Below are 13,916 nucleotides of genomic sequence, written 5' to 3' on the forward strand. Positions count from 1 at the left end.
ATGTCAGTAGAAACAGAATTAAGTGTGGGCCAAGTTGCAAAACGCTGCGGGATCAACATCTCGGCGATTCATTTTTACGAGCAAAAAGGTCTTATCAGCAGTTGGCGAAACCAAGGTAATCAACGCCGTTATGCACGAGAAGTTATCAGGCGGATTTCGCTCATCAAAGCTGCGCAGCAATTAGGGATCTCGTTAGATGAAATACACCTCGCCTTTACCAGTCTCCCTAATGGTAGAACCGCCACTAAAGAAGATTGGGCCGATTTATCAAATGCCTGGAAAAAGACGCTAACTCAGCGGATTGCTAAGATGCAAAAGTTGAAAGACTCATTAGAAGCTTGTATCGGCTGCGGTTGTTTATCGATGAAACACTGTCCACTGTATAACCCAGAAGATATTCTAGTCGAGCAAGGTCCAGGTCCGGTGCTGTTAAATAAAAATTAAGCACAAAAAAGCCTAGTTTAAAAACTAGGCGTAAGCAAAAACGCTAAATAGGGGGGGGGAGATAAACTACAAGGTTAACAATGTAGGTTAAGTGGCAGTTAACACTTAGCCCACCAATCATATCAGCCTAACAATATTGGCCTAACCAAGGGAGTTGGTTGAAACAATATCAATTTTACGTGGTTTCATTGCTTCTGGAATCTCACGAACTAAATCAATATTTAACAAACCATGTTCTAATTCCGCACCCACTACGCGAACATGATCAGCTAATTGGAAGCTGCGCTCAAAGCCTCGCTCAGCGATACCTTGATGCAAATATTTGCGATCATCACTTTTGGCTGTCTTATTGCCTTTTACTATCAGTTTTTCGCCTTCACTCATGATATCTAATTCTGGCATCGAAAAACCTGCAACGGCCATGGTAATTCGGTAACTATTTTCACCTAAAAGCTCAATATTATAAGGAGGATAACCACAGTTGGCATTATTCGCTGCAGCGTGTTCAGCAAGTTGTGCTAAACGGTCAAAGCCAATCGCACTTCGGTAAAGAGGAGTTAAATCTGGAGAAAGATTAAAATTACGCATGTTCATACCCTTGTCTAAAGCAATATGTAAAAAATAACCACTGTCTATGTCAGTGGCGTACAGTTTTCACAGCCCTTACGGCACTGTGCTAGCAAGTTTACTGAAACCTCTATCGAGCATTTCGTTAATCATTCCTGCTACAGAGTTAGATATATGGACCGCCTGTATGATATCAAGTGCTTCAAGTAAATAAATCACTTATTAATAGCGATTACTTATAAATACTAATTAGAATCAGTAACTCATATAGAGTTAAATTAATGAGATAAACAATTCCGTGATATTAATTCCACAGTGATGACTTTTGTTACTGGTAATTTTGGCCTAAGTTGTCACAATAATGGGCAACGAATAAAAACAAATAAGGACATTTTATGAACCCAGCAACAATGGCATTACTGATCCCAATCTTGGCTATTTTAGGCAGCTTTATTGTTAGTATAATGAAACTTAGAGAACGCCAAGTACGTGCGACAACAGAACAAGCAACTAATAATAAAGCATTGCATGATGAAATAAGCTCCCTACGCCAACGCATTGAAGTACTTGAAAGGGTTGTTACCGAAGATGCATACGACTTAAAACAAAAAATTAATAACGCATAAGGTGATTGAGTACTGTTAAGTACAACTAATATTCAAAGCATAAAGCCACCGCAGTGGATGGCTTTACTGTCTTGAGCACGGGGAAAGTCAAACCAGTTCCAAAATCCTTTATCTCAGCGAAAATCGGTGGTTATAGCGACCAATGGCCACTTGGTCAAAATCTCAGATACACTGCGATCATATTTTGCTGAGTCAGCGCACGTTAACAGCAGATATATCATTAACATCTCAAATCGCAGACGTAAAAAAGCCCACTATGTAATAGCGGGCTGTTTCACTACTCTTTCGAGTAAATTAGGCGCCTGGAAATGACCTACTCTTTTATCCCCGAAGGGGACGCATGGGCATATTCGACAAACTGCTGTCATGTTTTGCCAATAACAAACTCTAAACCATAAATTGCAGCGAAGCTGTTAAATTGCAGACGTAAAAAAGCCCGCTATATAATAGCGGGCTGTTTCACTACTCTTTCGAGTAAATTAGGCGCCTGGAAATGACCTACTCTTTTATCCCCGAAGGGGACGCATGGGCATATTCGACAAACTGCTGTCATGTTTTGCCAATAACAAACTCTAAACCATAAATTGCAGCGAAGCTGTTAAAATGCAGACGTAAAAAAGCCCGCTATATAATAGCGGGCTGTTTCACTACTCTTTCGAGTAAATTAGGCGCCTGGAAATGACCTACTCTCGCATGGGGAGACCCCAAACTACCATCGGCGCGATTGCGTTTCACTTCTGAGTTCGGAATGGGATCAGGTGGTGCCACAATGCTATGGTTTCCAGACAAATTTGCATATCTACCGCCTTTAAGGCCGTAAATAATAATTCGGAAAGCTGATTTTTTTGAGTCTACAAAACACTGTTTAAGCGCTCTATTCTAACACTAAGGTCAGTAAAACCCATCTGGGTTGTATGGTTAAGCCTCACGGGTCATTAGTACAAGTTAGCTCAACGCCTCACAACGCTTACACACCTTGCCTATCAACGTAGTAGTCTCCTACGGCCCTTTAGAGAGCTTAAAGCTCTAGGGATGACTCATCTTAGGGCTCGCTTCCCGCTTAGATGCTTTCAGCGGTTATCGATCCCGAACGTAGCTACCGGGCAATGCCATTGGCATGACAACCCGAACACCAGCGGTTCGTCCACTCCGGTCCTCTCGTACTAGGAGCAGCTCCCTTCAATCATCCAACGCCCACGGCAGATAGGGACCGAACTGTCTCACGACGTTCTGAACCCAGCTCGCGTACCACTTTAAATGGCGAACAGCCATACCCTTGGGACCGACTTCAGCCCCAGGATGTGATGAGCCGACATCGAGGTGCCAAACACCGCCGTCGATATGAACTCTTGGGCGGTATCAGCCTGTTATCCCCGGAGTACCTTTTATCCGTTGAGCGATGGCCCTTCCATTCAGAACCACCGGATCACTATGACCTACTTTCGTACCTGCTCGACGTGTATGTCTCGCAGTTAAGCTGGCTTATGCCATTGCACTAACCGTACGATGTCCGACCGTACTTAGCCAACCTTCGTGCTCCTCCGTTACTCTTTGGGAGGAGACCGCCCCAGTCAAACTACCCACCAGGCACTGTCCCGAACCCCGATTAGGGGCCGCGGTTAGAACATCAAAACTACAAGGGTGGTATTTCAAGATTGACTCCACTCAGACTAGCGTCCAAGCTTCAAAGTCTCCCACCTATCCTACACATGTAGGTTCAATGTTCAGTGCCAAGCTATAGTAAAGGTTCACGGGGTCTTTCCGTCTAGCCGCGGGTATACGGCATCTTCACCGCAATTTCAACTTCACTGAGTCTCGGCTGGAGACAGCGTGGCCATCATTACGCCATTCGTGCAGGTCGGAACTTACCCGACAAGGAATTTCGCTACCTTAGGACCGTTATAGTTACGGCCGCCGTTTACCGGGGCTTCGATCATGAGCTTCTCCGAAGATAACCCAATCAATTAACCTTCCGGCACCGGGCAGGCGTCATACCGTATACGTCATCTTGCGATTTTGCACAGTACTGTGTTTTTGATAAACAGTTGCAGCCACCTGGTATCTGCGACTGCCAACAGCTTAAGGAGCAAGTCCTATCACCGTCGGCAGCGTACCTTCTCCCGAAGTTACGGTACCATTTTGCCTAGTTCCTTCAGCCGAGTTCTCTCAAGCGCCTTGGTATTCTCTACCCGACCACCTGTGTCGGTTTGGGGTACGATCCCCACTAACCTGAAGCTTAGAAGATTTTCCTGGAAGTATGGCATCAACTACTTCATCACCTTAGTGACTCGTCATCAGTCCTCAGTCTTGCAATTAAATGCGTATTCCCGGATTTGCCTAAGAATACAACCTACCACCTTAAACGCGGACTACCAACGCCGCGCTAGCCTAGCCTTCTCCGTCTCTCCATCGCAGTTAGTGAAGGTACAGAAATATTAATCTGTTTCCCATCGATTACGCCTTTCGGCCTCACCTTAGGGGTCGACTCACCCTGCCCCGATTAACGTTGGACAGGAACCCTTGGTCTTTCGGCGAGGGAGTTTTTCACTCCCTTTATCGTTACTCATGTCAGCATTCGCACTTCTGATACGTCCAGTGTGGGTTACCCCTTCACCTTCAACCGCTTACAGAACGCTCCTCTACCGCGCACTTCTAATGAAATGCACCCGTAGCTTCGGTGGTATGTTTAGCCCCGTTAAATCTTCCGCGCAGGCCGACTCGACTAGTGAGCTATTACGCTTTCTTTAAATGATGGCTGCTTCTAAGCCAACATCCTAGCTGTCTGAGCCTTCCCACATCGTTTCCCACTTAACATACACTTTGGGACCTTAGCTGACGGTCTGGGTTGTTTCCCTTTTGACAACGGACGTTAGCACCCGCTGTCTGTCTCCCGAGTAGTACTCATTGGTATTCGGAGTTTGCAAAGGGTTGGTAAGTCGGGATGACCCCCTAGCCTTAACAGTGCTCTACCCCCAATGGTATTCGCTCGAGGCGCTACCTAAATAGCTTTCGAGGAGAACCAGATATCTCCGAGTTTGATTGGCCTTTCACCCCCAGCCACAAGTCATCCGCTCATTTTTCAACATAAGTCGGTTCGGTCCTCCAGTTGATGTTACTCAACCTTCAACCTGCCCATGGCTAGATCACTCGGTTTCGGGTCTACACCTTGCAACTAAACGCGCAGTTAACACTCGGTTTCCCTACGGCTCCGCTATTCGCTTAACCTCGCTACAAAATGTAAGTCGCTGACCCATTATACAAAAGGTACGCAGTCACGGTCTCAAGAACCGCTCCCACTGCTTGTACGTACACGGTTTCAGGTTCTATTTCACTCCCCTCACAGGGGTTCTTTTCGCCTTTCCCTCACGGTACTGGTTCACTATCGGTCAGTCAGGAGTATTTAGCCTTGGAGGATGGTCCCCCCATATTCAAACAGGATGTCACGTGTCCCGCCTTACTCGTTTTCATCTACGGTTAGTTTTCATGTACGGGGCTATCACCCTGTGCCGCTGTGCTTTCCAACACATTCCACTAACACCCCATAGACTTAAGGGCTAATCCCCGTTCGCTCGCCGCTACTAGGGGAATCTCGGTTGATTTCTTTTCCTCTGGGTACTTAGATGTTTCAGTTCCCCAGGTTCGCCTCATAACGCTATGTATTCACGTTATGATGACCACTTATGTGGCCGGGTTTCCCCATTCGGATATCGTTAGCTCAAATGCTTATTACTAGCTCGCCAACGCTTTTCGCAAGTTATTACGTCCTTCATCGCCTCTGACTGCCAAGGCATCCACCGTATACGCTTGGTCACTTAACCATACAACCCAAATGAGTTTCACTTGCGTGAACCTCTGAGTCATATCATGACCAGCTGGTTTTTACTTGTCTCACCTCCGGGTAGGAAGTGGACTCGCCTTAGTTTTTTAGAATATTCAAGACACTTAAACAGTGTGTTGAGAACTCAAGATACTAATGCTTTCGCATCAGTATTATTTTTCGCACTAACGTAATCACACAAACGACAACGAATCATCATCTATGCGCCTTTAGTTAGTACTATCAGCTTTCCAAATTGTTAAAGAGCGGGCTTAAAAAAGCCAAAGATAAAGTTTCATTTATCTTTGGCATCTCTAACCTATGCATATGTTTATCATCATGATAAGTGTAAATGGTGGAGCTATGCGGGATCGAACCGCAGACCTCCTGCGTGCAAGGCAGGCGCTCTCCCAGCTGAGCTATAGCCCCATTTACATGCAGTTGAGATAAATACCAAGTATCCAATCATAAGATTGGCGAAGCCAAATCGAATTTTAGCAAGTTAATTCAATGCGACGTTTAGTTCACTAAACGAGTATTTAATTAGCGCAGATAAAATGAAGATTTGGTGGGTCAGAGTGGACTTGAACCACCGACCTCACCCTTATCAGGGGTGCGCTCTAACCAGCTGAGCTACAGACCCATTCTTTTTGGTCTTTTAATCCTTACTCAGCGTTACTTTCTTCGTTTCTCAGTCATGTGCTAAAAGCACACTCCCTGCAAAACTCATCAAGTGCCTTGATTAAGAATCAAAATCCTCAAAAATACCTTTCGATATCTTTCTCTTTCTTTCTATCAAGTAATCTGTGTGAACACTCACATGCATTGCTGCACTTTTAGGTATTGAGTTAGTCGTATAGGTAAGGAGGTGATCCAGCCCCAGGTTCCCCTAGGGCTACCTTGTTACGACTTCACCCCAGTCATGAACCACAAAGTGGTGAGCGTTCTCCCGAAGGTTAAACTACCCACTTCTTTTGCAGCCCACTCCCATGGTGTGACGGGCGGTGTGTACAAGGCCCGGGAACGTATTCACCGTGGCATTCTGATCCACGATTACTAGCGATTCCGACTTCACGGAGTCGAGTTGCAGACTCCGATCCGGACTACGACAAGCTTTGTGAGATTAGCTCCACCTCGCGGCTTTGCAACCCTCTGTACTTGCCATTGTAGCACGTGTGTAGCCCTACTCGTAAGGGCCATGATGACTTGACGTCGTCCCCACCTTCCTCCGGTTTATCACCGGCAGTCTCCCTAGAGTTCCCGCCATTACGCGCTGGCAAATAAGGATAGGGGTTGCGCTCGTTGCGGGACTTAACCCAACATTTCACAACACGAGCTGACGACAGCCATGCAGCACCTGTCTCACAGTTCCCGAAGGCACAAGTCCATCTCTGGTCTCTTCTGTGGATGTCAAGAGTAGGTAAGGTTCTTCGCGTTGCATCGAATTAAACCACATGCTCCACCGCTTGTGCGGGCCCCCGTCAATTCATTTGAGTTTTAACCTTGCGGCCGTACTCCCCAGGCGGTCTACTTAATGCGTTAGCTTGGGAGCCCAGTGACTAAGTCACCAAACTCCGAGTAGACATCGTTTACGGCGTGGACTACCAGGGTATCTAATCCTGTTTGCTCCCCACGCTTTCGTGCATGAGCGTCAGTCTTTGTCCAGGGGGCCGCCTTCGCCACCGGTATTCCTCCAGATATCTACGCATTTCACCGCTACACCTGGAATTCTACCCCCCTCTACAAGACTCTAGTTCGCCAGTTCCAAATGCAATTCCCAGGTTGAGCCCGGGGATTTCACATCTGGCTTAACAAACCGCCTGCGCACGCTTTACGCCCAGTAATTCCGATTAACGCTCGGACCCTCCGTATTACCGCGGCTGCTGGCACGGAGTTAGCCGGTCCTTCTTCTGTAGGTAACGTCACAGTAACGGGCTATTAACACGCTACCTTTCCTCCCTACTGAAAGTGCTTTACAACCCGAAGGCCTTCTTCACACACGCGGCATGGCTGCATCAGGGTTTCCCCCATTGTGCAATATTCCCCACTGCTGCCTCCCGTAGGAGTCTGGGCCGTGTCTCAGTCCCAGTGTGGCTGATCATCCTCTCAGAACAGCTAGGGATCGTCGCCTTGGTGAGCCATTACCTCACCAACTAGCTAATCCCACCTAGGTTCATCCTGTCGCGGAAGGCCCGAAGGTCCCCTCCTTTCCCCCGTAGGGCGTATGCGGTATTAGCAGTCGTTTCCAACTGTTATCCCCCTCGACTGGGCAGATCCCTAGGCATTACTCACCCGTCCGCCGCTCGTCACCTCAGAAGCAAGCTCCCTTGTGTTACCGCTCGACTTGCATGTGTTAGGCCTGCCGCCAGCGTTCAATCTGAGCCATGATCAAACTCTTCAATTAAAGTTTTTTGAAAACCCCACTCTTACAAGTAAGAACGAAGCTTTCGGCTCAATGAATTCTGATTGCTTAACCAACCGAAGTTGCTTAAGTCTTTGTACATATTACTATGAACATTCATCGTTGCATTGAGTTGAAATTTTTTGATTATCAAAAACAGTAAACTGTTTTAAATAATTTCGAATAACTCAATACCTGTGAATGTCCACACAGATTACTTGATAAATTGTTAAAGAGCGGACCTGGTAACTAGCGTAAGACGCTGCGTTCCGTGTCAGTGGGGTGTATTATAGGGAAAACTTTTTATAGCGCAAGGGCTTTCTACGGTTTTTATGACTATTACGACCCAACTGCACACTATTTAAACTTAAAGTCATATTTATTGATGTTTTTGCTGACTTTATAACCAAAAAAGCCTCGCTACAGCGAACATTAAATTTATTTTTCTTACCTATATAAGGCTTATTATGCGGCTTATGGTGGTTTAAGTGGGTAATTTAGCTTGTTTAGAGCAAAAAATTACTGAAACGACGTTAATTTGATGTTAACTCCGTAGCGACTTTTAGTAGTACCAACGATTTCGCGTTAATGGATGACATACCTTTATTTGGCTTAGGGGTTTGTTAGCAACAAAAATAAGCTGACTAGTATATAAAGGAAGATAAAGTCTAAAACGAAGTAAATGGTTACACTGAAAATCTCTGTTCATATATAAGTGGGTGAAAGCTTATATATGAACAGTTGAAATGATAGCTTTGAATTCGCGATTCTATTATTTTGCGAGTAATTGACTTAGCAGACTCGGAACGTCAGCGATACTGTCAACCACGGCACTGGCAAGTTCAACTCCGGCTTCGTCTACTACTTTACCTGAACGAACCAAAATGGCAGTCTTAATGCCAGCCGCTCTTGCGGCCCGAATGTCATCGGCTTTATCACCTACCATGACAGACTGGCTTAAATCTATTTTTAAAAACTGCGCTGCATCTACCAGCATACCCGGCTTAGGTTTTCGGCAATCACAATCTTGCTTATATTCGCCTAGGCCTTTTTCTGGATGATGCGGGCAATAATAGATACCATCAAGTTCGACACCTTTATCGGCAAAGTTCCAATCCATCCATTCAGTTAAATCATGGAAATCGTCTTCACTGTACATGCCACGAGCAATACCAGATTGGTTAGTGACGACTACTAATAGGTAACCCATTTGCTTTAACGCTAAGCATGCCTCAAACACACCATCGATATATTCAAAATCATCCACAATATGAACATAACCATTGTCTTTATTGATCACGCCATCGCGATCGAGAAATACTGCTTTATTCAACCTAACACTCCTTAAACTCTATACTGTTGTGATTATCCCATTGAGATGAATTGGGTGCTAGTCAATCTGCATATTTTTGTAAATTTGTTTATTTAGCGACTTTTATAGCCTTGATTTTCATAATTGCAGAGGTTTAACTTTATAAAACGGCGCCTAAGCGTTACTCTTGCTCGAAGAATTTAGTGATAAACTATTAGAGTACATGAGCAATATAACTCCTATTATTCATAAAACCCGCACGCAACTTGTTGTTGAAGTGCTCAGAGAACGGATCCTTTCTGGTGATATACAAGGAGGGGAACCCCTTAGGCAGTCTGCGATTGCAGATCAATTAAACGTAAGTCGCATTCCTGTACGAGAAGCGTTAGTACAATTAGAAGCTGAAGGCCTGATCAATTTCGAACCGCATAAAGGAGCCACAGCAACTCTTTTATCTGTTGAACAAGTCACTGAATTATTTGAATTACGCGCTATGATCGAATCAGATTTATTGGCTAAGGCCATTCCTAACTTAACTGACGATGATCTTGGTGAAGCTGAAGTCGTTCTCGCTCAACTTGAATTAGCATTTAAACTCAAAGAGTCAGTGGCCAGTTGGAGTGAGCTTAATACTCGGTTCCATACTCGTTTATATCAAGCCGCTAATCGCCCTCATACAATGGAAGTGGTTAACGGGTTAAACACCAATTGTGATCGCTATATTCGTTTACAGTTGTTGTTTACTGGCGGGATCCCTATTGCAGAAAGAGAGCATAGAGTGTTACTCGAATTGTGTAAGGATCGAGACATAGAGAAGGCAACTATTTTATTGCGTGAGCATATCTTGCATGCCTCAGCGTTGATAACGAAACTGGTAGAACAAAAAATTAAGTCATAAAAATAATAATAAATCTTAGCCATGAGCATTTAGCATCACAACTTAGTATCAAAAAATTAATATCAAGCTATTGATATTGTAAATAATTTTAATTAACTATTGAAACGTATTGAGAGAATTTCTTATGCATTATGCACACATTACCGGTTGGGGTAAGTCTGTTCCACCCGCAACATTAACCAATGAAGATTTAGCCACGTTCATGGACACAACGGATGAATGGATTAAAACACGCACTGGGATCAGTAAGCGTAACATTAGTCACGTTAATACTTCTGAAATGGCATCTGTTGCGGCTAAGCATGCTCTTGCTGCTGCTGGGATTGATGGCAGTGAATTAGATTTAATTATTTTAGCTACCGCCAGCCCTGATACCTTGATCCCCAATATTGCATCAACGGTACAGGCCGATATTGGCGCTACATGTGGTGCATTTGACATTAACGCTGCTTGCAGTGGTTTTTTGTATGGCGTTGGGTTAGCCAGTTCAATGATCAAAAGCGGTCAAAGTAAAAAAATTCTTATTATTGGCGCTGAACGTTTATCTTTTTACCTAGATTGGTCTCGTCGTGAAACAGCGGTGCTCTTTGGTGACGGTGCTGGTGCTGTGGTACTTGAAGCCAGTGATCAACCCGGTGGTGTATTAGGTTATGAGTTAAATAACGATCCTGAAGGTCGCGACATTTTAAAATCCAGTTTTGGCACCCAAATGGACAGATTTGATAATGACTCATTAGACTTTTATATCCACATTAACGGTCAAGAGGTGTTTAAACGAGCTATTCATGGCATGGGTAATCTCAGTAATAAAGTCTTGGAAAAATGTGGTATTGATATCAATGATGTTGATTTTGTCATACCACACCAAGCCAATGAACGAATCATTGATACCTTAGTGAGCCGGATGAAAATCCCTAAAGAAAAAGCTTTCATCAACATTGCTGATTACGGTAATACTTCAGCAGCTACAATCCCGATTGCCATCTGTGATGCGTTGTCTCAAGGGAGAATTGAAGCCAATCAAACAATTTTGTCATGTGCGTTTGGGGCCGGATTAACCTCGGCAGCTATGCTACTAAAGTGGGGAGAAAGAACAACCCCTATTACAATTAGCGATGCTAAACTACCTGACTGTGATAAAACCGCATTGGAACTAATCCAACCTGCTGTGGATTATTTTTTCACAAAAGCTGAAAAGTAACCTTATCGCATAGCTTAAAAAAACCAGCTTATTAGCTGGTTTTTTTATTGATGCTATTTCACTATCACCGGGCAATCTCGATGATTTCACTTATCGATAAACGTTGTACATCCCCCATAGCCGCAACTTGTGCCAACAATAATTCCGCACACGATAATGCATCGATTAATGCATTATGAGCAGCATAGACGGGTAACCCATAGCGCGCTCTGCTGGCACCTAAACGCAATGATCCTTCTTTGAGTACTTGGTGATGCATTAAACAACGTTTTCGCTCGATAGCTAAGGTATCGATATACACCATGGGTATCGATTGCCCAAAACAACGTTGTAATTTATTTTGAATAAAATGAATATCTAACGGGGCGTGATGAGCGACTAAAATATGCCCCTGAGTCTGGGCAAGAAACCAGTTCAACGCCTCTTCAATTGATAATGCCATGTGTAATTGATTGTCGACGATCCCATGCACCGTTGCACTTGCCCCCACGCTGCCATCAATGGCAATCATAATATGCTGGGCGCGATTAAGCGGAATTTGGCCATCAACGATGGGCACTAAACCGATGCTGATCACTTGGTCGATCTCAGGATCAAGCCCTGTCATTTCAAGATCAATCGCCATCAAAGGAGCATCTCGATATAATTGCGACAATGCCGGAGTAATCTCATCGATATAGGTCTTCAATTGTAGCGGTAATGTGGTCAATTTTTTGCGCCAAAGTATGGCTTTTATCCACCACAAATTGGCCATTAAAAACTCCTCATAAATTTAAGCTTTAACCCCGTTTGAGCATCATGGACCACCTTAAAGGCATCTCGAAGCTGATGGCGCATTAATGAAGAAAGATGTTGTGGTTTTAAAAAATTATTCACCTGCAAATTGTGAGTCACCTGGTAACCTTGATTTGCTAAGCGCATGTGGGCGATAAACTCATGGGCATCCGCCAAGTTAAGTGCATCTTTACGATTAATAATATTAGCGTCCATTAACGCTCTAATACGTTTAGCAGTATTAACCTCCTTGATGCCGGCACTTAAAGCATACACTCTGGCAATGTCATTAATTAACGCACTGCCTTTATGTTTTAAATCCATGCCTTTCACTTCACTGCCATCACGTTCAAGGACAAATTTCCTAAAAAAGCCTAATGGTGGCGATTCTGCCAGCGAATTACCCGCCATCCCTGCCAAAAAAATATCGTTATCTTGAGTTGAAGCAAGCACCGAATCTTGTAATTCGCTAAACAAGGTTATAGGACCAAATACTGGGCGCATATCGAAAAAGATGCTCGCGTGCATTAAGGCTTTTGGCTCTGGCGTATTAACCCATTGCGAAAAAAGCCCTTTCCATTTTACCAATGACAATCGCCATTTAGGGTTTTGCGCCATAATGTCACCTGGGCAATAAATATAACCACATTGATCTAAGCCTTTACACACAGCTTTTGTTAAAGCTTCAAAATAGGCAGCTGCAAACTCATCGGGTTCGTGTGCCAACAATAAGCCATTATCTTGATCAGAACAGGCAACCTGGTCTTGGCGGCCTTGTGAACCAAAAGCCAACCAGCAAAAAGCCATCGGAGCCTGACCTAGAAGTAGTTGATTTAGTTCGATGATCCGGCGAGTTAATGCATCGGTTACCGAGGTGAGCACCCGACCAATTTCTTCAGCTCTGGCATCGGCACTAATTAAATTTTGTAATAGTAGCGGGATCTGCTTACTGACTTGAATAAGATTTTCTATGCTGCCTTGTCGCCCTATCTCGCCGATCAAAAGCAGAGGCTGTGAGCTTTGCGAACGCAATATATCTGTGCTGGTGATAATGCCTACTGCAAGGCTGCCATCAACTACCGGTAAGTGATGAATATTATGCTCACTCATCGCGAGCATGGCCTCAAACACTAATGCATTGGCATGGGTTGTCACCGGGTTGACTGTCATGGCTTGACTCACCAGCGTATTCACATCTAACCCTTCTGCAATAATCCGATTACGTAAATCTCTGTCGGTCAAAATACCGGTTAATTTTTGATTATCGATAACTAACACTGATGACACTCGATGTTCTCGCATCAGTTTGGCAGCATCGATCACACTCGCATGAGCGTCAATGATGATGGGCTTAGATGACATGATGGAAGTAATACGACTAGTTGTGGTTAAGTCTTTGGTGGTAAATTTAGCTTCATTGCGTAAACGTTTAGCAAAAGCGCGGGTAAAAAATTGATCAAATCCTCTATGTTGAGCTCGTAGTTGGCCAAACACAGTTTGCGGTACATGGTAGACTAAACCGTCTTCAAGGATCGCGACTTTATTGACTACCTTCTCACCCGATAATAAGGTGGAAAAACCAAAGCACTCCCCTTCACCTATTCGATCGACCAACACACCTTCGGGATCGCGCACTTCAAAAGCACCGCTACGAACAAGGTATAATTTGGGATTGTCTTTATCGAACTCAACAAATGCTGATGCCTTAGTGTAATACCCAATGGTAATCATTTTAGCGCAGTATTGGATGATCTCTTTTGGAAGAGTATCAAAAGGAGAATGGAGCGCTAAAAACTGTTCGACGGGTTGTAATTCACTGGCATCCATTAATCATTTCCCTATTGTGCATGGGTCAACAGTCTCACTATAGCAAAGC

The 13,916-nt window shown here is 44.3% G+C and carries 8 protein-coding genes, 2 tRNA genes and 3 rRNA genes; 4 read left to right on the top strand and 9 right to left on the bottom strand.

Features of this window, described 5'->3' with window-relative positions:
- Positions 1–444 carry a redox-sensitive transcriptional activator SoxR gene (gene soxR / locus EGC80_RS18770; RefSeq protein ID WP_101032049.1) on the top strand — a complete coding sequence of 148 codons (444 nt, stop codon included), beginning with the start codon at positions 1–3 and terminating at the stop codon, positions 442–444.
- A gap of 141 nt (positions 445–585) precedes the next feature.
- On the opposite strand, the gene EGC80_RS18775 is transcribed toward soxR, so the two are convergent.
- Positions 586–1,032: an Hsp20 family protein gene (locus tag EGC80_RS18775; RefSeq protein ID WP_124011744.1), complete on the bottom strand. Its 447-nt coding sequence runs from the start codon at positions 1,030–1,032 to the stop codon at positions 586–588.
- A 374-nt stretch (positions 1,033–1,406) separates the two neighbouring features.
- Here EGC80_RS18775 and EGC80_RS18780 point away from each other — a divergent pair, with 374 nt between their 5' ends.
- Positions 1,407–1,637 carry a hypothetical protein gene (locus EGC80_RS18780; RefSeq protein ID WP_101032051.1) on the top strand — a complete coding sequence of 77 codons (231 nt, stop codon included), beginning with the start codon at positions 1,407–1,409 and terminating at the stop codon, positions 1,635–1,637.
- A gap of 670 nt (positions 1,638–2,307) precedes the next feature.
- On the opposite strand, the gene rrf is transcribed toward EGC80_RS18780, so the two are convergent.
- The 6 genes from rrf to gmhB all read right to left on the bottom strand — a co-directional run bounded on the left by rrf (position 2,308) and on the right by gmhB (position 9,188).
- A 5S ribosomal RNA gene (rrf, locus tag EGC80_RS18785) occupies positions 2,308–2,423 on the bottom strand.
- A gap of 128 nt (positions 2,424–2,551) precedes the next feature.
- Positions 2,552–5,455, bottom strand: a 23S ribosomal RNA gene (locus EGC80_RS18790).
- Between the two features lie 352 nt (positions 5,456–5,807).
- Positions 5,808–5,883 (bottom strand) — tRNA-Ala (locus tag EGC80_RS18795).
- A 137-nt stretch (positions 5,884–6,020) separates the two neighbouring features.
- Positions 6,021–6,097, bottom strand: a tRNA-Ile gene (locus EGC80_RS18800).
- 218 nt (positions 6,098–6,315) lie between these two features.
- Positions 6,316–7,858 (bottom strand): 16S ribosomal RNA (locus EGC80_RS18805).
- The 16S, 23S and 5S rRNA genes sit together here with 2 tRNA genes alongside, the layout of an rRNA operon.
- 769 nt (positions 7,859–8,627) lie before the next feature.
- Positions 8,628–9,188: a D-glycero-beta-D-manno-heptose 1,7-bisphosphate 7-phosphatase gene (gene gmhB / locus EGC80_RS18810; RefSeq protein ID WP_124011745.1), complete on the bottom strand. Its 561-nt coding sequence runs from the start codon at positions 9,186–9,188 to the stop codon at positions 8,628–8,630.
- 202 nt (positions 9,189–9,390) lie between these two features.
- On the opposite strand from gmhB, the gene EGC80_RS18815 reads away from it, so the two are divergent.
- Together EGC80_RS18815 and EGC80_RS18820 are read left to right on the top strand one after the other, a co-directional pair.
- Complete coding sequence (locus EGC80_RS18815) at positions 9,391–10,065, top strand: GntR family transcriptional regulator (protein ID WP_101034690.1); 675 nt, start codon at positions 9,391–9,393, stop codon at positions 10,063–10,065.
- 124 nt (positions 10,066–10,189) lie between these two features.
- Positions 10,190–11,266, top strand: coding sequence for a ketoacyl-ACP synthase III (locus EGC80_RS18820; protein WP_101032071.1), 1,077 nt, complete (start codon positions 10,190–10,192; stop codon positions 11,264–11,266).
- A gap of 64 nt (positions 11,267–11,330) precedes the next feature.
- Here EGC80_RS18820 and EGC80_RS18825 read toward each other — a convergent pair whose 3' ends face one another.
- Positions 11,331–12,020: an exonuclease domain-containing protein gene (locus EGC80_RS18825; protein WP_124011746.1), complete on the bottom strand. Its 690-nt coding sequence runs from the start codon at positions 12,018–12,020 to the stop codon at positions 11,331–11,333.
- The gene (locus tag EGC80_RS18830) at positions 12,020–13,867 is read right to left on the bottom strand and encodes a DUF294 nucleotidyltransferase-like domain-containing protein (RefSeq protein WP_101032073.1); all 1,848 of its coding nucleotides are present in this window, start codon (positions 13,865–13,867) and stop codon (positions 12,020–12,022) included. Before EGC80_RS18830 ends, EGC80_RS18825 begins: the two co-directional genes overlap by 1 nt.
- Between the last annotated feature and the right edge of the window lie 49 nt (positions 13,868–13,916).

Origin of the sequence: Shewanella psychromarinicola, assembly GCF_003855155.1 — a bacterium.
Lineage (GTDB): Bacteria > Pseudomonadota > Gammaproteobacteria > Enterobacterales > Shewanellaceae > Shewanella > Shewanella psychromarinicola.

Coding starts and splice junctions, on each gene's coding strand:
- soxR (WP_101032049.1), top strand. CDS start 1: ATGTCAGTAGAAACAGAATTAAGTGTGGGCCAAGTTGCAAAACGCTGC.
- EGC80_RS18775 (WP_124011744.1), bottom strand. CDS start 1,032: ATGCGTAATTTTAATCTTTCTCCAGATTTAACTCCTCTTTACCGAAGT.
- EGC80_RS18780 (WP_101032051.1), top strand. CDS start 1,407: ATGAACCCAGCAACAATGGCATTACTGATCCCAATCTTGGCTATTTTA.
- EGC80_RS18815 (WP_101034690.1), top strand. CDS start 9,391: ATGAGCAATATAACTCCTATTATTCATAAAACCCGCACGCAACTTGTT.
- EGC80_RS18820 (WP_101032071.1), top strand. CDS start 10,190: ATGCATTATGCACACATTACCGGTTGGGGTAAGTCTGTTCCACCCGCA.
- EGC80_RS18825 (WP_124011746.1), bottom strand. CDS start 12,020: ATGGCCAATTTGTGGTGGATAAAAGCCATACTTTGGCGCAAAAAATTG.
- EGC80_RS18830 (WP_101032073.1), bottom strand. CDS start 13,867: ATGGATGCCAGTGAATTACAACCCGTCGAACAGTTTTTAGCGCTCCAT.